General features: G+C 70.1%; 18 protein-coding genes and 3 pseudogenes. 12 read left to right on the top strand and 9 right to left on the bottom strand.

Going from position 1 to position 19,940, the window contains the following annotated elements; all coding sequences use genetic code 11:
* Nucleotides 1-404: 404 nt before the first annotated feature.
* From R2S09_RS11885 to R2S09_RS11875, 3 genes and pseudogenes are all read left to right on the top strand, one after another.
* Nucleotides 405-872, top strand: a pseudogene (locus R2S09_RS11885) (sulfite exporter TauE/SafE family protein); the annotation flags it as partial.
* 98 nt (nucleotides 873-970) lie between these two features.
* Complete coding sequence (locus R2S09_RS11880; RefSeq protein WP_316740837.1) at nucleotides 971-1,546, top strand: rhodanese-like domain-containing protein; 576 nt, start codon at nucleotides 971-973, stop codon at nucleotides 1,544-1,546.
* Nucleotides 1,547-2,092: 546 nt separating this feature from the next.
* Nucleotides 2,093-4,141: a SpoIIE family protein phosphatase gene (locus tag R2S09_RS11875; RefSeq protein ID WP_316740940.1), complete on the top strand. Its 2,049-nt coding sequence runs from the start codon at nucleotides 2,093-2,095 to the stop codon at nucleotides 4,139-4,141.
* Nucleotides 4,142-4,340: 199 nt separating this feature from the next.
* Here R2S09_RS11875 and R2S09_RS11870 read toward each other — a convergent pair whose 3' ends face one another.
* Entirely contained in the window at nucleotides 4,341-4,628 is a 288-nt protein-coding gene (locus R2S09_RS11870; protein WP_306187358.1) for a metal-sensitive transcriptional regulator, read from the bottom strand.
* A 346-nt stretch (nucleotides 4,629-4,974) separates the two neighbouring features.
* Between R2S09_RS11870 and R2S09_RS11865 the strand changes: the two genes are divergently transcribed.
* Nucleotides 4,975-5,220, top strand: a complete 246-nt coding sequence (locus R2S09_RS11865) for a hypothetical protein (RefSeq protein ID WP_316740836.1) — start codon at nucleotides 4,975-4,977, stop codon at nucleotides 5,218-5,220.
* A gap of 71 nt (nucleotides 5,221-5,291) precedes the next feature.
* Here the strand turns inward: R2S09_RS11865 and R2S09_RS11860 are convergent.
* The 4 genes and pseudogenes from R2S09_RS11860 to R2S09_RS11845 form a co-directional block, all read right to left on the bottom strand.
* Nucleotides 5,292-5,515: pseudogene (locus R2S09_RS11860) on the bottom strand (cytochrome P450); the annotation flags it as partial.
* A 239-nt stretch (nucleotides 5,516-5,754) separates the two neighbouring features.
* Nucleotides 5,755-7,242 (bottom strand): glycoside hydrolase family 32 protein, encoded by a 1,488-nt coding sequence (locus tag R2S09_RS11855; RefSeq protein ID WP_316740834.1) that lies wholly within the window; start codon nucleotides 7,240-7,242, stop codon nucleotides 5,755-5,757.
* Nucleotides 7,235-8,614, bottom strand: a complete 1,380-nt coding sequence (locus tag R2S09_RS11850; RefSeq protein WP_316740832.1) for a glycoside hydrolase family 172 protein — start codon at nucleotides 8,612-8,614, stop codon at nucleotides 7,235-7,237. The genes R2S09_RS11855 and R2S09_RS11850 overlap by 8 nt, the downstream gene beginning before the upstream one ends.
* 137 nt (nucleotides 8,615-8,751) lie before the next feature.
* A complete protein-coding gene (locus R2S09_RS11845; protein ID WP_306187352.1) occupies nucleotides 8,752-9,759 on the bottom strand; it encodes a LacI family DNA-binding transcriptional regulator in 1,008 nt (335 codons plus the stop codon).
* A 437-nt stretch (nucleotides 9,760-10,196) separates the two neighbouring features.
* On the opposite strand from R2S09_RS11845, the gene R2S09_RS11840 reads away from it, so the two are divergent.
* The 4 genes from R2S09_RS11840 (at nucleotide 10,197) to R2S09_RS11825 (ending at nucleotide 13,543) form a co-directional block, all read left to right on the top strand.
* A complete protein-coding gene (locus R2S09_RS11840) occupies nucleotides 10,197-11,537 on the top strand; it encodes an extracellular solute-binding protein (protein ID WP_316740830.1) in 1,341 nt (446 codons plus the stop codon).
* 8 nt (nucleotides 11,538-11,545) lie between these two features.
* Nucleotides 11,546-12,421: a sugar ABC transporter permease gene (locus R2S09_RS11835; protein WP_316740829.1), complete on the top strand. Its 876-nt coding sequence runs from the start codon at nucleotides 11,546-11,548 to the stop codon at nucleotides 12,419-12,421.
* A gap of 120 nt (nucleotides 12,422-12,541) precedes the next feature.
* Nucleotides 12,542-13,342, top strand: a complete 801-nt coding sequence (locus tag R2S09_RS11830) for a carbohydrate ABC transporter permease (RefSeq protein WP_316740828.1) — start codon at nucleotides 12,542-12,544, stop codon at nucleotides 13,340-13,342.
* Between the two features lie 42 nt (nucleotides 13,343-13,384).
* Nucleotides 13,385-13,543 (top strand): hypothetical protein, encoded by a 159-nt coding sequence (locus tag R2S09_RS11825; RefSeq protein WP_306187346.1) that lies wholly within the window; start codon nucleotides 13,385-13,387, stop codon nucleotides 13,541-13,543.
* Nucleotides 13,544-13,791: 248 nt separating this feature from the next.
* Here R2S09_RS11825 and R2S09_RS11820 read toward each other — a convergent pair whose 3' ends face one another.
* Both R2S09_RS11820 and R2S09_RS11815 read right to left on the bottom strand, forming a co-directional pair.
* Nucleotides 13,792-15,258 carry a cation:proton antiporter gene (locus R2S09_RS11820; RefSeq protein WP_306187344.1) on the bottom strand — a complete coding sequence of 489 codons (1,467 nt, stop codon included), beginning with the start codon at nucleotides 15,256-15,258 and terminating at the stop codon, nucleotides 13,792-13,794.
* A gap of 108 nt (nucleotides 15,259-15,366) precedes the next feature.
* Nucleotides 15,367-15,690, bottom strand: a complete 324-nt coding sequence (locus R2S09_RS11815; protein WP_316740826.1) for a hypothetical protein — start codon at nucleotides 15,688-15,690, stop codon at nucleotides 15,367-15,369.
* Between the two features lie 192 nt (nucleotides 15,691-15,882).
* Here R2S09_RS11815 and R2S09_RS11810 point away from each other — a divergent pair, with 192 nt between their 5' ends.
* From R2S09_RS11810 to R2S09_RS11795, 4 genes and pseudogenes are all read left to right on the top strand, one after another.
* Nucleotides 15,883-16,404, top strand: a complete 522-nt coding sequence (locus R2S09_RS11810; protein WP_316740824.1) for an HPP family protein — start codon at nucleotides 15,883-15,885, stop codon at nucleotides 16,402-16,404.
* Between the two features lie 79 nt (nucleotides 16,405-16,483).
* Nucleotides 16,484-17,572: a YncE family protein gene (locus tag R2S09_RS11805; protein WP_316740823.1), complete on the top strand. Its 1,089-nt coding sequence runs from the start codon at nucleotides 16,484-16,486 to the stop codon at nucleotides 17,570-17,572.
* Between the two features lie 12 nt (nucleotides 17,573-17,584).
* Nucleotides 17,585-17,893 (top strand): annotated as a pseudogene (locus R2S09_RS11800) (TlpA family protein disulfide reductase); the annotation flags it as partial.
* Nucleotides 17,894-17,949: 56 nt separating this feature from the next.
* Entirely contained in the window at nucleotides 17,950-18,450 is a 501-nt protein-coding gene (locus R2S09_RS11795) for a hypothetical protein (RefSeq protein WP_316740821.1), read from the top strand.
* On the opposite strand, the gene R2S09_RS11790 is transcribed toward R2S09_RS11795, so the two are convergent.
* Together R2S09_RS11790 and R2S09_RS11785 are read right to left on the bottom strand one after the other, a co-directional pair.
* The gene (locus R2S09_RS11790) at nucleotides 18,352-19,035 is read right to left on the bottom strand and encodes a haloacid dehalogenase type II (protein ID WP_316740819.1); all 684 of its coding nucleotides are present in this window, start codon (nucleotides 19,033-19,035) and stop codon (nucleotides 18,352-18,354) included. The two genes, R2S09_RS11795 and R2S09_RS11790, sit on opposite strands and share 99 nt — an antisense overlap.
* A gap of 78 nt (nucleotides 19,036-19,113) precedes the next feature.
* Nucleotides 19,114-19,773 (bottom strand): hemerythrin domain-containing protein, encoded by a 660-nt coding sequence (locus R2S09_RS11785; protein WP_306187334.1) that lies wholly within the window; start codon nucleotides 19,771-19,773, stop codon nucleotides 19,114-19,116.
* Nucleotides 19,774-19,940: the final 167 nt, after the last annotated feature.

Below are 19,940 nucleotides of genomic sequence, written 5' to 3'. Positions count from 1 at the left end.
CCGTCTCGTGGATGCCGCCGGCCCGGGTGACTCCTTGGACGGGATACCCCCGGGGGTACCCGTGCTGTCGTGTGGCATATACCCCCGGGGGTAACCCGCAGGTGTCTCCGAATTCTTCGTCGACGGCGGTATGAGGTCGGTGCCACGGCCTCGCTGCTGCACGCTTCCGGGTGCGACGTGATGGCCGTGGACGACGGCCTCGGCTCTGCCACCGCTGCGAGCACCGACCGTGGCGATCGGCTGAACGCCCCTCCTGTTCCGCCCCGCACCATTTTCGAGAGGTTTGCGATGTCCCTCTTCCCCACCGGTGAGGACCGTGTGTCCGTCGACGAGGCCGTCCGGCGCATCCGGGACGCCGACGCTCCGGCCGTTCTGCTGGATGTGCGTGAGCAGTGCGAGTGGGACGCCGGCCACGCGCCCGGTGCCGTGTACGCGTCGCTGTCGCGGCACTCGCCGCGGTGCGGATGCTGCGCCCCGCCCCCGTCGTCGCCGAGTCCGGCGCCCGGGTCGACGCGCTCAAGGCCGGCGCCGCGGGGGCCGGTCTCGGCGCGGTGACCGGGTTCCTGGGCGTGGGCGGCGGCTTCCTCGCCGTACCGGCGCTGGTGAGCGTCCTCCGACTGCCCATGCGCCGGGCGGTCGGCACCAGCCTGCTGGTCATCACGATCAACTCACTGGCCGCGCTCGGAGCCCGCGCGGGCACCGGAACGTACCTGGACTGGACGGTCATCGCGCCGTTCACCGCGGCGGCCATGCTGGGCGCCTGGGACGGCAAACGCCTGTCCGAAAAGCTCAAGGGCGGCACACTGCAACGCGCCTTCGCGTACGTCCTGCTCGCGGTTGCCTTCCTCATGCTCGTCGACGCGCTCTTCTGACCGACCCGCCGCGGTCCGGGACCACCCTCACAGTCACCCCACGGGACGCGGGCACTTGCGCTCCGGGGCGACATCAACACACAAGGAGCACGTCTGTCATGACCATCGCCGCCATCGATCCCCTCCAGGCCAAGGCCCGTCTGCAGGAACTCATCGTCATCGACGTCCGCACTCCGGGCGAGTACACCGACGGCCACGTCCCCGGCGCCCTGAACAGTCCGCTGGATCAGCTCGACCGCGCGCTGCCCGACATCCGCAACGCCGCCGAGCGTGGCGAGGTACTCGTGGTCTGTGCCTCGGGTGTCCGTTCCGAGAAGGCATGCGTGCAGCTCGCCGAGAAGGGGGTCCATGCCGTGGCCCTCTCGGGCGGCACCGGAGCCTGGGCCGCCCAGGGCCACGAACTGAACCGCCCCCTGGCATGCGAGGTCAAGACGGCCTGGAGCATGGACCGCCAGGTCCGCCTCACCGCCGGATCACTCGTCCTGCTCGGCCTGGCCCTCGGCGAGTTCGGCCCCCCGGCCTTCCGGCTGCTGTCCGCCGGCATCGCCGGCGGCCTGGTGTTCTCCGCCGCGACCAACACCTGTGGCATGGCCGCCATGCTCGGCAAGCTGCCCTGCAACCGGCCCCGCAAGGCCGACCTGGACGCCACGCTGGCACGCCTGCGCAGCCTCTGACCCACACGGTGTCCCGTGTGCCCCGGCACACGGGACGTTCCCTCCGGAGGGCGTCCCGATGGTCGCCGCCGCCCCGAACCGGGACGTAGAATACCTGCTGGGGTATTTTTAGGGGTGATGGTGGAACTCGAGGTCGGGGCCGCGCCTTTGAAGGCCGGAGTCGCACCTTCGTGGCGACTCCCTCCGCGCGCCGGTGGTTGCCCTGCTCAAATGCCCCCGGGGGTTCGTTGATGGCGAGGTTACGCGGCCTTGAGGGTGGGTCAGATACCCCTGCAGGTATTTGCCTGTCGGGCAAGTGCTGCACCACGACAGCGGTCGACGTGCCCCTGCGGGGCGGGCCGACCGTCACCGAGGTCGCCCGCCGGCTGCGAACGCCGCCCCTCGCCGCTGCGGTCCCATCCGGCTCTCGCCCGGCGGATCTGCGGGGACGGGCAAAGGACGGTACACAAGAGGCAGGGGTACGGGCGGGGGTGTCCGCCACCGGACCGTGGAGGTCTGAGCGTGTCCACGCCGATCGAGCAGCCGAATCACCGCGCGAGAGGCGCCATGGTGGACGAAGCGTTCATGCAGTGTCACCTCCCGGTCGCGATATGCGACGAGGAGCTGCGCATCGTGCGGGCGAGCAGGGGAATGGCCCAAGAGGCAGGCCTGACCGAAGACGAGTTGCACGGTCGGCGATTCACACAGTTCATGTCCGACTCCGCCTACGAGGAAGTGGCAGGGGGGATGCGCCGGGTCTTCGGGACAGGCGCAGTCGAGCATCTGGAGATCTACCTCGACGCCCGGGCGGAGCTTGGTGAGCGGGTCTGGTCGGTGACGCTGTCCCCACTGATGGGCGCGGCCGGCAGAGTCCAGCGTGTGCAGTTCATCGCGGTGGACATCACGGCGGAGTGCAGGGCCAGGGAGCGCCTGGCCGTGCTGAACGAGGTCAGTGCCCAGGTGGGGAGCACGCTGGACGTGACGCAGACCGCTCAGGAAATGGCCGACGTGGTGGCGGGCCGACTGGCCGACTTCGTCACCGTCGACCTGCTGGACTCGCTCTTCCGCGGCGTGGAGCCCAGGCCGTCCGCCGAGGGCGTGGCTCTGCTCCGTGCCGCACACCAGTCGGTCCTGCCCGGTGTCCCCGAGTCGGTGGTCAGGGTCGGCGAGGTGGACCATTACCCGGCGTCCTCGCCGCCCGCCCGCGTGCTGGCCACCGGCCGGTCCTCTCTCCATCGCTCCTTGGACGAGGACATCGAGCGGTGGGCGGCGGGCGACCCGCAGCGGGCCCGGGTGGTCAACGCACACGGCATCCACTCCGTCATGGTGGTGCCGCTGAGCGCCCGCGGCATCACCCTGGGCGTGGCCGTACTCGTCCGTCATCGACGCCGGGCCCCCTTCACCGAGGACGATCTGTTCCTCGCCGAGGAGATCGCCGCACGCGCCGCCGTCGCCGTCGACAACGCCCGCCGCTACACCCGCGAGCGCACCACCGCCGTGGCCCTGCAACGGAGCCTGCTCCCACGGCAATTGGCGGGTCAGGAAGCGGTACAAGTAGCCACCCGCTACCTTCCCGCCCGCTCCCGTGCGGGAGTGGGCGGTGACTGGTTCGACGTCATTCCGGTGTCCGGAGCCCGGGTGGCACTGGTCGTCGGCGATGTGGTGGGCCACGGCCTGCACGCCTCCGCCACCATGGGGCGGCTGCGCACCGCCGTGCGCACCCTGGCCGACGTCGACCTGCCCCCCGACGAGCTCCTCGTCCACCTGGACGACCTGGTCACCCACCTCGCGGCCGAGGAGAACACGGCGGTCGACCAGGATCTGGAGATCGTCACCGATCTCATCGCCACATGCGTGTACGTGGTCTACGACCCGATCACGCGTTGCTGCACCGTCGCCAACGCCGGTCACCCCCCGCCGGCGGTGGTCACCCCGGACGGCACGGCGGACTTCCTCGACGTACCGCCCGGTCCTCCACTGGGCGTGGGCGGGCTGCCTTTCGAGGCCGTGGAGCGGGAGCTACCCGAAGCAAGTCTGCTCGCCCTGTACACCGACGGCCTTGCCGAAGCCTGCGGCCGCGACATCGATGCGGGCCTCCGGCAACTGCTACGGGCCTTGGCCAGACCGGCCGACCAGCTGGAGGAGGTGTGCACAGCCGTCCTCGACAGCCTGCTCTCCGGCCCACCCACGGATGACGTCGCCCTGCTCATCGCCCGCACCCGCGCCCTGGACTCCAGCCACGTCGCCACCTGGGACCTGGTCGACGACCCCGCGGCCGTGGCCGGCACGCGTGCCGAGGTCGCCCGACAACTTGCGCTCTGGGGGCTGGAAGAGATCGCCTTCACCGCCGAGCTGGTCGTCAGCGAGCTGGTCACCAACGCCATCCGCTACGGCGGCCCGCCCATCCAGCTGCGTCTGATCCGCGACGCGGCGGTCATCTGCGAGGTGTCCGACAGCAGTAGCGCAGCACCCCACCTGCGGCGGGCCCGCACCTTCGACGAAGGCGGGCGCGGCCTGCTGCTCGTCGCCCAGCTCGCCCGGCGCTGGGGAACCCGCCACAAAGCCGCCGGCAAAACCATCTGGGCGGAGGTCGCTCTTCCCGAAGGCCGGGCATGACGGCGCAAGCCGCGTAACTGAGCCTGCTCGTGTTCGACCCCCCGTGTGTTGACGCCTCTGCCGTTCGGCTCCCGCGTTCCCGGGGAAGCGCCCCCAGGCCGCCGACGAGCGGCCCGGCGACGGCCGGGTCTCCGCGTTCGCCCTCCTGGCGGCGGTCATACCGGTCAGTGTGGTGGCGCGAAGGCCGCCCAGGTTTTCCTCAGGCCAGTGACAGGAAGAGCTTTTCCATCCGGGCGCGCATCGCCTCCGCGTCCTCTCCGTTCTTGCGGCCCGACTCGATGTCGGCCACGCACTTCTGCAGGCCGGTGGCGATGATCGCGAAACCGGCACGGTCCAGCGCTCGGGAGGCGGCGGCCAGCTGCGTGATCACGTCCTCGCAGTCCCGGCCCTCCTCGATCATCCGGATGACGCCCGCGATCTGGCCCTGCGCCCGTTTCAGCCGGTTCAGCACGGCCCTCAGGGACGCGCCCTCAAGCTCCAGTTCCACGATCACTCCTTGTCGAATACCCGTAGGGGTACTCTACGTCTGGATTCGGCACGGTAGGGACCATCAAGGACGGCACACGTTCAGCGTCGTCCTGCTCGCCCGACCTGTGGCGAGCACCGCCACGGGCCATCGCGCCGGTGGGGTGACTGGCCCGCCTCGCGGGGATTGCCGCCTGCCGACCCGGACTCCGGTGGAGGCCGGTTCTTCAGCGAACGCGAGGCCTGGCGAGGCGGCGGGCGAGCCACGGGACGGCTGCCCCTGCCGGGGCAGAGCGGCGAGCGGCACGATGACGTCCGCCCAGGGATCCCGGAGCGGCCCGTACGGCGCGGCGCCTTCCTTGATTTCGATGAAACGACGGGCCCGGCCCCGCTCCGCCGCTGCCTCCTCCGCCCTCGGCGGGGTTGTCCTTGCCGATTTCGCGTCCCGCACCACCGCCGAGCCGGAAGCCGACCTCGGCACCCCGCTGGGCGACCGGTTCGCCGTCTGGCTCGGCCGGCTGCTGCCCGACGACACCCCGTTCGTCTTCATCACCGCACCCGGTCACGACTCGGCGCGCAGCCGGTGTAGCGGCGCGCCTCGTCGCGCCGGGTGAACGGGAGCAGCGCCACGGGAGAGGGGCGGTCCGGGAAGGGGACCGCCCCTGGCGCGTCGGTGCCAGGTGCCTCAGGCGAGCGTCACCTCGACCGGAAGCTTCTTGATGCCGTTGACGTAGTTGGAGCGCACGCGCGGCACACGCGCGGCACGTCGCCGGCCAGGCGGATGTCCGCCAGGCGCGGGATCAGCTCCTCGAACATGATGCGGATCTCGGTGCGGGCCGGCAGGTCGCCCAGGCACAGGTGCGGGCTGCCCTTGCCGAAGGTGACGTGGTCGTTGTCCTGACGGACGACTCCAGCTTGTCGCGGGCCACTGACCGGGCGCGGGCCACCTCCTCGCCAATGAGCGGGAACGTCCCAGGTCGCCACCAGGTCCTCGGCCAGTGCATGTACGCGCGAGCAGCAGCGCCGCGTCGTCCTCGGGCGACCGGGACAGCAACGCGTCGACTCAGGCGGTGGAGACCCTGTGGCCGGGCCAGGGCCCCGGGCGCCACCCAGCAGTGAGGACGGTGCTCGGCTGAACGACCCGCAGATCACCCCGCAACCGGAACGGAGCCGGAGCGCCCGCCAACGGCTTGTTCGGGCTGTGTCAGGTCCCATGCGCCGACCGTGTACGACGCGGATCCGTCGGCCGTTGCGTCCATCTGCACGCGCCACGGCCCCCCGCCGACGGAGTAGAAGCGCACGGTGAGAGCGCGGCCGGCCGCGGTGAAGATCTCCGCGACCGAGTGGTCCAGCAGAATCCGCAGGGTCGCGATGGGCCCCTCGCACGGGAGACGCCAGCTGCCGCCCTTCGCGCGCGGATCGAGGGAAGCGTGGTCGCGGTCGACGACCAGTTCGCCGGAGACCAGGTGGTGGACGATGTCGAGGTACTCGGTCCCGTCCGGTGAGGTGAGCAGCCGCAGGCGACCGCCGCGCTCCAGGGTCACCGTCAGGTCGGTGGCCCGGGATATCTCGCCCAGTTCCACCGGCTGCCGGGCGCTTGCCTTGCCCGCTGCGGCGATCCGTCGTTCGCCGCGCAGGGCGAGCAGCTCGCGGGCCGGTCGCTGGACCAGTTCGCCACCGGGTCCGAGCGTCAGTTCCCGGGGCAGGGAGAGCATGCCCGCCCAGCCGGCCTCGTCGGTCCACTCGCTCGGGGCGCCGACGTGTTCCTCGTCCCGCGCCTCCCAGATCCACGCCCACATCAGCCAGCGCCCGTCGGGTGCGTGGAGCAGGGCGGGGGCGTAGAAGTCAGGGCCGTGGTCGAGGAGGTGCGGCGTCTGCGCGGCCTGGAACTCGCCGTCCTGCTCACGCCCCGGCCAGTAGATCGCGGCACGCGCCCCCTCCTGGGGGTCCCAGGCGCTGGCGAGAACCACGCCGGTGCCGTCGGGGAAGGCCGCGTACTGGGCGCATTCCCAGCCCTCCTCCGTGTTCCGGCCATCGCGCAGGGGATGCGGCGGACGGGCCAGAAAGACGCCCTCGTACGACCAGTCGTCGAGGTCGTCGGACCCGTAGGTCAGGGCGGCGCCGCGTCCGTCGGCCAGGGCCGCGCCGACGAGCATGCGCCAGCGGTCGCCGTCCCTCCACACATACGGGTCACGGAACATCGTCGTGCCCTCGACCGCCTCCGGGATCAGCAGGCCGGCGCGCTTTGTGAAGGTGGTACCGCCGTCGACCGACACCGCCGAGGTCACCGGCTGGTGCCGTCGGTCATCCCGCTTGGCGGAGTAGAAGACGGTCAGTCGTCCGTCGTACGAGACGGCGTTGCCCGACCACACTCCGCCCTCGTCGTCGCCCCCCGGTGTGGGCGCCAGGGCGACCGGCAGCAGCTCCCAGCGGATGAGGTCCGGGCTGCGGTAGTGGCCCCAGTGCATGTCGGCGTGGCGGGCGCTGTAGGGGTTGTACTGGAAGTAGACGTGGTAGTGGCCGTCGTGGAAGACGAGGCCGTTGGGGTCGTTGATCCAGTGCGCCGGCGGGCGGAGGTGCACCGCCGGGAAGTGCGTGTCGAGCGTTACTGCCGCCCGGGTCTCGGTCTCAGTCATCGGCGCGCTCGTCGTAGCGGCGGCGGACGGCCGCGGCCTGCTTGATGTTTGCCTCGGACTCCTGCAGTGAGCGCTCGCCGCGCTGCCGGGTGCGCTCTTCCAGGTGCTGCATGTGGCGTTCGAAGCGGGCCTGGTAGAGCTCGCGCATCACGGCGATCTCCTCGGCGACCGCGCCGCTCCGGGCGGCCGGGACCGGCCTCGGCCGGCCGGCCGGGCGCACGGGCAGGCGCTGTTCCAGCGGCAGGATCGTGGCCTTCGGGGAGGGCAGGATCTGGTACCAGTACGCGGTCGAGGCCCAGTCGTCGGCGAGGTGGTTGCCGTGGCCGTGCTCGATGGAGACCTTGATGCGTTCCTCGAAGCGGACCGGGTCGGCCACGTGGAAGCGGTAGTTGACGGAGTAGCCGGGGACGTCGGCCTCGTGGAGGATCGCGCCGTGGTAGAGGTAGGCGTTCTTCTGCATGCCCCAGGCGTGGTTGAAGTAGTCCTCGGTGCCGGTGCCGTGCAGGGAGGGCGGCCAGTTGGTGGAGCCGTCGGGCAGGAAGTCGTCGTCGATCCAGATCATGTCGTTGCCCTCGCCCCACCAGCTGCCCTGCCGGTGGTGGACGGAGAGGTTGCAGCCGACGTAGTGGCCCTTGCCCTCGGTGTCGAGGATGACGTAGTTGTCCTCGCCGGTGACGTCGGCGATGTTGACCTCGGGGCTGTTGGTCTGGAGGTCGGGGGCCCAGCCGTTGCAGGGGTTGCTGCGGTTCCAGCGGGCGTGGAAGTAGAGGGTGTCCTCGGGGAGCTGGTCGGGGAACAGTTCGTAGTCGATGTAGAAGTACTGCTGGATGGGCAGGTCGTTCTCGTTGACCAGTTCGATGCGGGCGCGCTTGTTGAACGGCATCGGAGCCCAGCAGTTCAGGGCCGCGCTGCCGCCGAAGACCAGGGACTCCTCGGGTTTGGCGGAGACGGTGAACAGGGCCGACTGGTAGCTGTTGGGCATGCAGTGGCCGATGCCGAAGAAGTCGCCGAGCGGGACGAGGACGGCGGGCTCCTCCTCGTCGTCCCAGGTGATCCGCACGAGGACCTTGCGGTAGTAGTCCGGGTCGGGCTCCTCCCAGTTGACGCCGAGTGCGTTGTGGATCTCCATCACGGGGGCGACGGTGTCGGCCTCCAGCGGGTCGATCAGGCCGGGGCCGAGGGTGCGGCGGCAGAACTGGGTCATCCAGATGTGGGTGATCCGGCCGGGGCCTTCGAGGTCGGCCAGGACCCGGCTGGAGTGGGCGGGGGTCGTCCAGTAGTCCTGGTTGCGACCCCGCTGGTCCCAGCTGGAGACGCGGGCGGTGCGGGCCCGCGTGGGGCGGGTGAGGTGTTCGAGGGCATGCGAGGACATGGGAGACTGACCCCTTCAGTGATGGTTCGCTGAACTCGGGCGGCGGGAGACTGGACCTCTCCTGCCGCCCCCTTGCGTGTGGATGTGGTTCGGGCCGTCGGCGGCGGACCGCTGCGGCCGGTTGTGCCGGATGTGGCTCAGGCCGGGCAGCCGCAGGATTCGCGGTAGGTGATCTCGGGTTCCAGGCGGATGGTGCGGGGGCGGGACGTGAGGCTGCCGTCGATGCGGCTGAGCAGCAGTTGCATCGCCGTGGCCCCGATCTCGTGGGCCGGCTGGGCGACCGCGGTGATGCCGGGGCGGAACAGGTCCGTGTGCGGGAAGCCGTCGAAGGTGGCGAAGGCGAAGTCCTCGGGGGTGGTCAGGCCGAGCCCCTGGGCCGCCGCCAGCACGCCCACCGCGGTCTCGGTGCCTGCCGCCACCACCGCCGATGGCCGGTCCGGCCGGCGCAGGACACCGGTCATGCGCTCGCGGGTGTCGTCCGCCCGGCCGCTGCCGGTGACGATCAGGGTGTCGTCGACGTCGATCCCGGCCTCGTCGAGGGCTTCGAGGTAGCCGCGCCGCCGCTCGGAGATGGTGGGGACACCGGTGTCGCCCGCGGCCAGGGCGATCCGCCGATGGCCGTGCCGTTGCACCAGATGCAGGACCAGCTCACGCATGGGGGCGGTGTTCTCCACGCCCACCTGATCGGCCTTGACCCCGCCCAGGCGGTCGATCAGCACGACGGGGGTTCCCTGGTCGATGACCGCGGTGATCGCTTCCCGGTGGGAGCCGGCGACGGGGGCGATGAGCAGGCCGTCGACGCGGCGCTCGGCGAGGACCTCCAGCGCGCGGGCCTCCAGCTCCGCGTCCTCGCCGGAGTTGGCCAGCAGCACGGTCAGGCCGGCGCCCATGGCCTCCTGCTCGACACCGCGGGCCATCGCTGCGAAGGCCGGCTCGGACACGTCTGTGAGGATGAGCCCGATGGAGTCGGTGCGTGAGCGGCGCAGTGCGCGGGCGAGGCTGTCGCGCCGGTAACCCGTGGCCTTGACCGCCTGCTCGACCCGGGTGCGGGTCTCGTCGCGGACCGGCCGTGTGCCGTTGATGACGTGGGACACGGTGGACGTCGATACGCCGGCCATCCGTGCAACGTCGGAGATCGTGGCCACTACCGCTCGCCGCCTCCTCGTGTCGTCGGACCGGATCCGTGATCCAGTCCGTAACTTCCTGACGCCATACGGTCCACCGGTCCATGCGGTCGGCCGGTTCGCCGTCCACTCGTTCCGTTCAACCTCATGTCGATCGAAACGATTGCGCAGACCATCGCACGTCGCGCCACGGGCCGTCAATGCGTGTGGCCGGTGCAAGCGGTAGGCGCGGGAAACTTCTCTGTCACACGGTATTGACACGCGGGGTCGCGCGCGGCACCTTTCATCGAAACGTTTGCGTCGCGAGCGCAGAGCCACTGCGATGCCGAACCTTCGAGTACACCGGACGTCCCTGTCGGAACAGACGGCCTGCACGAATACCGAACATCTCCCCGGAGCCCCCTCACCCCCACGCCGGTTCCGCCTCCCCACCCAGTTCCCCGGAAGGCAGCAGCACCATGGCGACCGCCCCTCAGCCCGCGCCCCCGACGACGAGACGGCCCTCCGGCATCTCGCACCGACTCCTGCTCACCGCCACCGCGAGCGCCCTGCTCGTCACCACCACGGCCTGCGGTTCCGCAGTGAACACAGCGGGCGGATCCTCTTCCGACGGTCTGATCACGCTGTCGATGCAGAACCCGGACAGCAAGACCCAGGACCCGGCGACCTGGCAGCTGGTGCAGGAGTTCAACAAGAAGCACCCCGACATGAAGATCAAGCTGGAGGGCCAGCCGGTCGACCAGCACGAGCAGCGGATGACCATCGCCGCGCAGTCCGGCACACTGCCGGAGATCTTCTGGGTGTACGACTCGCTGGCGAAGACCATGGTCAAGAGCGGTGACCTGCTGGATCTGTCCCCGATGCTCGCCGAGAACGGCCTGAAGGCGAAGTTCGCCCCCAGCATGCTCGCCGGGTTCAAGCAGGGCGTCATCCAGTACGGCCTGCCGTACCAGGCGCTGGTCACCGGCTTCTACTACAACAAGGCCGTCCTGGACGCACACAAGATCGCTGTCCCGGAAACCTTCGACGAACTGGTCGCCGCCGTGAAGACGCTCGAGGCGGCCGGCGTGGTGCCGATCGCGCAGGGCGCGAACAACTCCACCTACAGCGTCTGGGCGTTCCTGACCATGCTCGACCGCTTCGGCTACGAGTCGAAGTACCAGGACCTCCTGGCAGGCAGGGCAAGCTACGCCAACGCCGACTTCCTGCGCCTGTACAAGCACGTGGACGAACTCGCCAAGGCGGGCGCGTTCCCCTCCAACATGAACACCCAGACCTACGCCCAGGCCGTCGCCTCCTACACATCCGGCAAGGCGGCCTTCCTCGACGCGGGCGTCTGGGAAGCGGAGAAGATCCAGAAGAGCAGCGCGGGCAAGGACACCGGCTTCTGGGCCGGCCCCACCTTCACCGACGGCGTCGGAAACCAGAAGCTCGTCATGGACGTCCCTTCAGCGCCGTTCGTGGTGAGCGCCAAGGTCAAGGGGGACAAGAAGAAGTACGCCGCGGTGAAGGCGTTCATCCAGTTCTACTACAGTGACGCGGGCCAGAAGATCCTCGTCGACAACGCCCAGCCGCCGGTCACCACCTACAAGCCGGAAGTCGACGCCACCAAGGCGTCGGTGTTCGCCGCTGTGCTGGCCGAAGCCTCCAAGCCCGGGTGGACGAGCCCGAAGGCACAGCCCGACCTGGTGGTCAACGCGGCGACCGCGAGCGCCATGTACGACAGCTTCTACGGCGTCATGGGCGGCAGCCTCAGCCCCGAAGAGGCCGTGAAGAACGTCCAGAAGACCATCAAGTAGGCGCCCCCATGAACTGGCTCACCACGCGCCGGAGCTTCGTCCTGATGGTCGCGCCGGCGCTGACCATCTACAGCGTGTACATGATCTATCCGATCCTGTACTCGCTGTACTACAGCTTCACGAACTTCGACGGCGTCTCCGCAGGCGGCTTCGCTGGCCTCGCCAACTACCGGCAGATGGCCCAGGACGACGCCTTCTGGACGTCGATGCGCAACACCGGGATCATCCTCGGCATCGCGCTGTTCCTGCTGATCCCGCTGGGCTTCCTGCTCGCGGTGCTCCTCAGCGGACGGGTGCGGGGCAGCGGCGTGCTGCGGGCGCTCGTCTTCGCGCCGGCCGTCATCGCGCCGATCCTCGTCGGCCTGATCTGGATCTTCATCCTGGACCCGAAGATCGGCCTGGTGAACGCCTTCCTCCTGGCGATCGGCGTGCCCGCCCACCCGCAGTGGATCGGCGGCCCCACCCTCAGCCCGTACTCGATCGGCCTCGTCTACCTCTGGCAGCAGATCGGCTTCGTCCTGACCATCTTCTACGCCGGTCTGCGCATGCTGCCGCGCGATGTGATGGAAGCCGGCAGCCTGGACGGAGCGAGCCGCAGGCAGCAACTGCGGCATATCCAGATCCCCATGCTGCGCGAGACGTTCGGCATCGTCACGGCCCTCGTCGTCACCGGCGTCTTCAAGGTCTTCGAGCTCGTCTACGCCCTCACCGGCGGCGGTCCCGTCCACCTCTCCGAGGTCATGGTCAGCTACATGTACCACATCACCTTCACCACCCAGCAGTACGGCTACGGCATGGCCCTGGCGGTGGTGGTGTTCGTGGTGGGCTCACTGGCCTCCTCGGCCACGTTCCTCGGCAACCGTCGTAGGGAGAAGCAGAGTTGAGCACTCACACCCCCTCCCGCGCCGATCGCGAAGCGCGTGCCCCGATGGCACCCCTCGCTGTCCGGAAGGACGCCCCCCCACAGGCCGCCACGCCGCAGCCGCGGCCGGATCACCGTCTCGGTGGCCGCCTACCTGATCACCTTCGTGATCCTTTTCCCGCTGCTGTGGATCGTGATGTTGTCGTTCCAGACGAACGACAACATCCTCGACCACCCGTTCTCGCCGGCGCACCTCACCCTGGCCAACTACCGGCAGGCGATGAAGACCCTCAATCTGCTGGTGATGTACAAGAACACCCTGATCCTGGCCTTCGTCTCGGTCACGATCGGGCTGGTCATCTCGTACATGGCGGCGTTCGCGCTCACCCGCATGGTCTTCCGCAGCGGCAGGCGCCGCACGCAGAACGCGCTGCGCTACTACTTCCTGGCCGGCCTCGCCATCCCCGTCTACATCCTGCTGTTCCCGGTGTACCGGCTCGACATCACCTTCGGACTGTTCGGCACCTACTTCGCGCTGATCCTGCCGTACGTCGCGGTCACTGTCCCCTTCAACATCCTGCTGCTCACCGGGTTCCTGCGGGACTTCCCCGAGGAGATCGAGCAGGCCGCGCTGATGGACGGGGCCGGGCTGTGGCGGATGGCCTGGAAGGTCGTCTTCCCGCTGATGCGGCCGGTCGTCGCCACCCTCGCGATCCTCAACCTCATCTACGTCTGGAACGAGTTCCCCTTCGCGGTCACGCTCATCAACGACCCGAACCTGACCACCGTGTCCCTCGGTGTCTCCCAGTTCCAGGGCGTCTACAGCGTCGACTACGGCGCCATGATGGCGTCCGCCACCCTCGTCCTGCTGCCGCAACTGGCGATCTACGCGGCTTTCCAGAAGCAGGTCATCGCGGGCATGACCACCGGCGCGGTCCGCTGATCCCACCCGCTCACCCACCTCCCGAGTTCGCGAGGAGCTGTCATGGACTCTGCCCGACCTCCGGCCCCGTCCCGCCGCACCCTGCTCAGAGGCGCCGCCCTCTCGGCCCTGACCACCGTGGCCTTCCTGGCCGCCGCACCGCCGCAGCCGACCGCCGCGTGGCCGTCGGGCGGCGCGCTACTTCCGCGACACCGCCGCTGACGAGGCCCGACATCCGGCCGCGTTCCAGCAAGCGCTCAACCAGCTGCACTGACCTGCGGGTGGCCGGGCCGCGCGACCGGCCGCACGCATCGTGAGAGAGCCCGGCCGGTCGGCGCTTCACATGGCCGACCGGCCGACGCCCACCGCGAGACGCGGCTGTCCCCGCGGGAGAACGCGGAGGAGATCACCTCGTGGTCGTCATGGCCGGCCCGGGCGAGGAAGGACCGGCGCCAGGGAGCGGTCCGGCCTCATCCGCCGGCGAACAGGCGTAGGACATCGTCGGTTTCTGCCTGTTCGGGGTCGAACATGAGCAGCACTTCGTCTCCGGCCTGCAGACGCGCGGAGGGGCGGCCGGAGACGAGTGTGCCCTGGCGGACGACGAGGCTGATCCATGCGTGTTCGCCCAGGTCGAGGTCACCGATGGCGGTACCGGCCGCCGGAGCGCCCTGCCCGACCGTGACCCGGCGCACTCCTTCGGGCCGGTCTCGCAGGCGGATCCCCAGAGCCCACGGTTCCAGCTCTCCGGTGCGCATCGGCACACGACACCAGCGGGCGACCGTAGGCAGCAGTGTGCCCTGGACGATGACGGAGAAGGCGACGACGAGGAAGACGACATCGTAGATGCGGCTGCCATGCGGCTGGTGCGCGCTGAGAGCGAAGCTGCCCAGGAGAATGGGAACGGCTCCCTTCAGCCCCGCGGAGGCGATGAAGAGCCGTTCCCCCCACCGAAGGCTCACAGGCCACAGGAGAAGGACCACGACCACCGGCCGGGCCACGAGCGCCAGTACCACGGCAAGAGCAAGCCCGGCCCCCCAGGCCCTCTGCGAGACGAACGTCCACAGCGGCACCGTCAGACCGAGAAGGATGAAGGCCACGATCTCCGCCAGACTGGCCAGCGCCGCGTGGAACCGCTCGATCTCCGCCTTGTACGGCGCTCGCACATCACCCACCAGGACACCGGCGACGAACACCGCCAGGAAGCCGGAACCGTGGGCCGACGTGGTGACACCGTACAGCGCGAACGCGCAGGCCAGGGTGCGCAGCGGATACAGCCCTTCGCTCGGCAGCGGGACCTTCTGCATGAAGAGCTTGAGGGCCAGCCCTCCCAGCACGCCTGCGGCGGCGCCGATCGCCATCTGCTCGGCGAAGACGACGGCGACGTGACCCGCTCTCGCGGTGGCGGAAGCACCCGAGGCTCCCAGAAGACCGCCCATCAGCGCGATACCGACAGGGTCGTTGGCCCCCGACTCGCCCTGGAGCAAGGGCCCGGTCCGGCCGGTGATCTCCTTCCGCCCCAGAACCGAGAACACAACCGCAGGGTCGGTCGGAGCGAGCGCTGTTCCCAGCAACAGGGCGGAGGTCCAGCCGAAGCCCACCAGCCGAGCCGCGCACGCCATGACAGCGGCCGTTGCGAACGTACCGACTGCCCCGAGCCAAACGACCGCGCCGGCGCTGGGCCGGAAGCGCTGCCAGCCCAGCTCCATGCCCCCGTTGATCAGGATGACGACCAGGGCCAGCGAGACCACGTCCTGCACGGCAGTGATGGGCAGCTCTCGCAGCGCGGGGGCCAGGTCGGAGGCCGCAGCTGCCGCCAACAGGAAGAAGGCAGGAGCGGGCACGCGCAGGATTCTGCTCAGCCGGTTCGACAGCACGGCGACGAGGCCCACCCCGGCCACCGTCGCGACGATCCTGGCGAACGACTCCACCTCCTCCATGAACCACTCCTCGTCGTTCCTCTTGTGCCGTGAGGTTCACACCTGGCGGCATCCCTGGCGCACGCGCGTTCTCGACGGCGTCGGGCGGGTATGCGCCCCGACCCGTCGTCACCCGAGCGGATGGTTCACCGCAACGGCGCTGCCGTGGGGGAAGCGGGCCGTGCGGCCGTCGGCGTCGTCGGGGACGGTGTCGGGTACTCCGGCAGCGTGCCACGAGGGCACGAACGAGAGCGGGAGGGCGGCATCTGCCGGCCGGTGGCAGCACGCTGAACGAACCGGTGGGCGGTCGGCTCGCCGGAGACGACCGCCCGTCAGCACGGCCGTGATGTCCCGGCGGGCTGCGCCGCGGGCGTTGAGCGTGCCGTGCACGGCCTCGATCTCGACCAGGTCGGGGTGTTCTTCGATGCGAGGGTGCGTGGCCATGTCGGCCATCTGCCTTCCTGCAGGAGTTCCTCTGACTCCCCACGCGTGTCCGGGTACAGGCAATCAAGACATGAGACAGCACATGGAATCCGCGGAGGCCGCTGTGACGAGGAACTTCGGTTCGGTACCAGGCGTTGCCGGGGACGGATCCGCATGAGGCCAGGAAGGGCACCCGGATCCACTGAATCCGGGCGCGGCACCGTGACTGCGCGTCTCGTCGCCGGTGCCCGCCTGTTCTTCCTGTCGGCCTTTCTGCTCGCCGGTATCGGCGCCTTCGGCCGAGTCGTCGGCTGGGTTGCGCTGACCACCACGTTGGGCCCGACGGCGTATCTTCTGCTGGCCCATCCCGGCAGCGTCGGTGCACGGCTGCGCAGTGCGGTGCTGGCGCACGCGTCGGCGGTGGTGGCGGGCCTGGCGTGCCTGGCCGCCTTCGGTTTGTGGGATCACCCCTCGATCGTCGTCCAGAATCATGACACCGCCCGCCAGATCGGCGCCCAGGCCCTGGCCGTGGGCCTGACGCTCTTCCTGCTGGAGATGCTCGACGCCCATCACCCCCCGGCAGCCGCCACCGCACTGCTGATCACCTCGGGCATCTCCCGGCCGGGGCCGCCGCTGTACGGCATGCTCACCGGACTCGCCCTGGTCCTGGCGATCGCGCCGCTGCTCGCGAGGGCCGCATCCAACGCCGCGGCCCGACGCGGAAGGGACGGCGATGGAAGCTGACGGCGCCCCGGTAGTTCTCTGAGCGCCTCGAACCCCGTATCCGGGTTTAGGCCGGTGCCCGGCGGCACATCCGGGAGACATGGAACAGCGGCACACGCCGGCAGAGGGTCCCGCGTGCTCGGTGACCCCCTTCCACAGGATCCAGGTGCACTGCCCCGTAGGGAAGGGTCCCGAGGCGGTCGTGATCGACCCGGACGGGCGGCGGGCCTTCGTCGCCTGCTCCCGGGGCAACACGGTCGTGGCACTGGATCTGGGCCGTGCCGCACCGGTGTGGCGGGCCGGGGTGGGACGCGAGCCGATCCCGATCGTGCTGGATCAGCCGACCGGGCGCCTGTTCACCGCGGACGCGCGTTCGGACACGGTGTCGGTGCTGGACGCCGACACCGGCGACCGGGTCACGCGAATCCCCGTCGGCGCCTACCCCGCGGGCCTCGGTCACGCTCCCGGACTGCGCAGGCTCTTCGTCGGCAACACCGCCGACGGAACGATCACCGCCGTGGACACCGACCGCCTGACGGTTCTGGGAACCCTGGTAGCGGAACCGGGTGCGGGCAGTATCGCCGTGGACCCCGCATCCGGCCGTGGGTACTGCGCGAACTTCCTCGCCGGATCCGTGACCGTCTTCGACACCCGCACGCTGCGGCCACTGGGCCGTATCGCAGTGCGCGAGGGGCCTTGCAAGGCGGTGGTCAATCCGTACGCCGGGCACCTGTACGTGGCCAACTCGCTGCACGGCACCATCAGCAGGGTGTCGCTCGACACAGGTGCCGTGCTCGACGAGGTTCCCGTGGAGCGCGCCCCGGTCGGGATGTGCCTGGACGCGGCGAGCCGCCGGCTCTACGTGTGCAACCGTGGTGCGGGAACGGTCAGCGTCCTGGACACCGGTGCCGGCCGGGAGAGCCACCGGATCGTGGTGGGCAACGCTCCCGGCGACTGCGCCCTGGACCCGGTCGCCGGCACCCTGGTGGTGTCGAACGCGGGCAGTGGCACCGTGACCTTCGTCGACCGGCCGTGGCTGCCCGGTCGGCGTGCTTCCTCCGCGGAGCACCCGCTGGTGGGCCGGCGGCTGCCCGGCTTCGAGCTGCCGGATCTCCGCGGCGGCCGTATCCGCACCTCGCGGGAGTGGTCGGAGAAGAAGTACGTGATCAACTTCTTCGCCAGCTGGTGAGGCCCGTGCAATGCGGAGGCGCCGGTGCTGGAGGACCTGCGCCGCCGTACGGCCCGGTCCGGGCTGGACGTGATCATGATCAATGTATGGGAGAACACCGCGCCGGAGGCCGAGGCCGCGGACTTCGCGGCCGTGTGGGACATCGGTGCGACGGTGCTCCTGGACAGCACGGGGAGCTACGCGGCCCGTCTCGGGATCCGCGGTGTCCCGACCAATGTGCTCGTCGACGAACACGGCGTCGTGCGCATGGTCGGCGGCACCACGCCCGCCGAACTGGACGCCGCGGTACGGAACCTGCTGGCGGGAGACTGGGCTGACTGATCCCCCTGCTCGCCCGCGACGAGGACCGTGCCTTCCTCGAACAGGCCCAGGAGGGGATGCGCGCCTGGTGGGAGCTGATGGAGGAGCGCGGCACCAGCCAGGACACACCGATGAAACCCCAGAAGAAGGACCAGGTCCAGAAGCTGGCGTCCGCCCTGCGGGAAGGAACGCCGAACCGTGACCGCATCGCCCTGCAGATGGTCAGGGATGTGCTCGACGAGTCCAGCTTCGACGCCGGCCCCGGCCACGTCGTGCCCGACAAGATCGCGCAGGCGGTGTCCGGCATCGCCCACCGCCTGCGCGACAAGGCCGACCCCCGGACCAGCCCGGTTCCCAGAAGTGACCGGCAAAGCCGGCTCGGCCCGGAACCCGCGCCGCTGCACGCGGACGTGGCGGACCGGACCGGCCCTTCGCCTGGCAGGACGCCGACCGCCGACGGGCCACCGGGCCAGAGGCGGTCAGCGGAGCAGAAGTGCCAGTTCCCTCATGTCTTCGGCCTGAAGAGCGGGGGCGGTCATGGAGCGGGGGTATGCGCCGGTGGCGGTGCCACGCCGTAGCCAGGCCCCGCGCAGGCCCGCTCGCTGGGCGCCGTCGACGTCCCACGGGTGCGTGGCGACCAGCATGGCCTCGTCCGGGCGGACGCCGGCACACTCGGTCGCGTAGCGGTAGGCCCGGGGATGGGGCTTCCAACGACGCGGGCCCGTCACGTCCCACAGCTCACCGAAGCAGCCCCTCACACCGGCCCGGGTCAGCAGCCGTTCGGTGAGGGGGGCGCTGCCGTTGGTCATCGTGACCAGCCGGAACCCGGCCGCGTGCAGCGTTCGTACTCCGTCCGGGACGTCCTGGTGGACGTCGAGCTCCGCGAACCCGGACATCACGTGGCTGATCGCGCTCTCCAGGCGGTCGTGTTCCCACGGTGCTCCGCTCAGCAGCTGTCGCAGGTTGTCACGCGCGATGTCCGCGAAGTCGGCGTATCCGCCGGCCGCGGTGATCGCGAATCCGTCACGCAGAACCGCGGCGAACCAGAGCGGCACCAGGTCGTCCTCGGCCCCGACGTCGTTGAAGCGCTGTCGCAGCGCCGCGAAGTCGCTGAGCGTTTCGTTCACGTCGAAGACGAGGACGGCGGGGGAGTGTGCGAGCATCGCCGCCCCTTCTTCCTGTGCTCCTCGAGGGGTGCGGAGCCGGGTCAATGCCTCGGTTCTGGAGCTGTGCGCTGTCCGTCAGGAGGTCCGGTGCCGAATGGCGTCGAGCGCTCGGTCGACGGGGCCCAGGATCGGGGCGGCCAGCTTGTTCGTGGCCTCGTTGTTGACCCAGCGGTGCGGCCGGGTCGGCGCGTACACCTGCGTGAGCTTGACCTCGGTGCCCAGCATGCGCAGCCGGGACGGGCTGACGGCCTTCCGCAGCGCCTTGAACTCCTCCCGCTCCTCCCGCGCGGCGTGCTGGGAGACCGCGCGCCGGACCTCGTTCAGGCGCCGCAGATAGCCGGCTCCGTCGGGGCCTGTGTGCCAGAGCCGGATCAGCAGCTCCTTGGCTGCCTTTTCCTCGGCGCGCCGGCGGGCGGCCACCTCGCGGCCGTGCCGCAGCGCCCGGCGGGCGACCGGGTGAACGTGGGCCTCCTCCGCCGCCTCGTGCACCGCGAGGAGGCGCATCAGGCGGTCGAAGTTCCGGTGGCGCCACGGGCCGGGGAATGCGGCCTGGAGGAAGCCGAGCTTGATCTGCCGGTGCTGGCGCGTGAGTACGTCGACGACGTTCTCTCCGCCGAGTGCGCGTGCCGTCCGCAGCGACCGGACGGGAGTGGTTTTTGCGATCTTGCCCAAGGCCTTCCCGGTGAGCAGCGGCTTGGTGGCGCTCAGCGCGGTCAGTTTCGTCAGAGTGCTCATGATCCCTCCTCAACCCGTTTTCAGCGGGTACCCCCGCGTCCCCGGACTCACCCGGCCCGAAACGACTCGGTCGCGCGGGCCCTCTCAATGGCCGTCACGGAGTGGATCGACCGAACGGCACCCGTACCGGGGCCGGGCAGCGTATGGCGCTCATGGGCACAGGTGCC

The organism is Streptomyces sp. MK7 (assembly GCF_032658145.1).
Lineage (GTDB): Bacteria > Actinomycetota > Actinomycetes > Streptomycetales > Streptomycetaceae > Streptomyces > Streptomyces spiralis.
This window is presented reverse-complemented; position numbering and strand designations above follow the sequence as displayed.